Annotated in this window: 1 pseudogene; it reads right to left on the bottom strand. The window is 68.4% G+C overall.

The window, feature by feature from the left end:
• Positions 1-273: pseudogene (locus FF041_RS34405) on the bottom strand (hypothetical protein); the annotation flags it as partial.
• Positions 274-424: the final 151 nt, after the last annotated feature.

Below are 424 nucleotides of genomic sequence, written 5' to 3'. Positions count from 1 at the left end.
GGCGAAGACGCGGATGGTGTCGTCCCCGGAGCCCGCGTTGATGACCCCACGGTTGGCCGGCGCCCCAGGGCCGGAGGCGCCATGAATGTCGGTGAAGACAAGGATGTCGTCGTTGCCCGCTCCGGCGTTGATGGTCGTCCCCGGAAAGACTCCGTCCCCGCACCTGATGAGGTCGTCGCCCGAGGTGCCGTTGATGGTCTCACTGGAGACCGTGCGACCGTTGACCCTGCAGTTGCTGATGTCTGCGTGCGCCGCCCCGGGAACGGCGACCACAAGACCACACGCGGTGGCGAGTACCGCACCGGCCGCGACCGCGGCTCGCCGGACACGGTCCAGTCTCCGCGGCGAATCCGCTGCGGGAGGGGAATGCGGAGATCGGGACAGCGAGAAGAGGGAACCGTTCACCAGGGGACCGCCTTACCGT

The sequence above is a fragment of the Streptomyces jumonjinensis genome, assembly GCF_009600885.1.
In the GTDB taxonomy this organism is placed as follows: Bacteria; Actinomycetota; Actinomycetes; order Streptomycetales; family Streptomycetaceae; genus Streptomyces; species Streptomyces jumonjinensis.
This window is presented reverse-complemented; position numbering and strand designations above follow the sequence as displayed.